Below are 302 nucleotides of genomic sequence, written 5' to 3'. Positions count from 1 at the left end.
AAAAAACCGCGCTTGTCCGGCTTGTGCTGGACCGGTTCCCGAATGGGCCCGTAGCTCAGTTGGTTAGAGCACACGCTTGATAAGCGTGGGGTCGGAAGTTCAAGTCTTCCCGGGCCCACCATTCGCACTTGCGGATGCTGGACTGGGAATTGATTGGAATGGCTGGCGCGGATGATTGCCGAACCTGGATTAATCTCCGGGTGATCGAGCTGGAGGGGCTGTAGCTCAGCTGGGAGAGCACCTGCTTTGCAAGCAGGGGGTCAGCGGTTCGATCCCGCTCAGCTCCACCAAATCGATGGTGT

The 302-nt window shown here is 58.3% G+C and carries 2 tRNA genes; both read left to right on the top strand.

Annotated features, from left to right (window positions below):
- Positions 1 to 44 precede the first annotated feature (44 nt).
- Positions 45 to 121, top strand: a tRNA-Ile gene (locus JNB88_RS33275).
- A gap of 93 nt (positions 122 to 214) precedes the next feature.
- A tRNA-Ala gene (locus JNB88_RS33270) sits at positions 215 to 290 on the top strand.
- Positions 291 to 302 lie beyond the last annotated feature (12 nt).

Origin of the sequence: Rhizobium cauense (genome assembly GCF_019511525.1) — a bacterium.
GTDB lineage: Bacteria > Pseudomonadota > Alphaproteobacteria > Rhizobiales > Rhizobiaceae > Rhizobium > Rhizobium cauense.
This window is presented reverse-complemented; position numbering and strand designations above follow the sequence as displayed.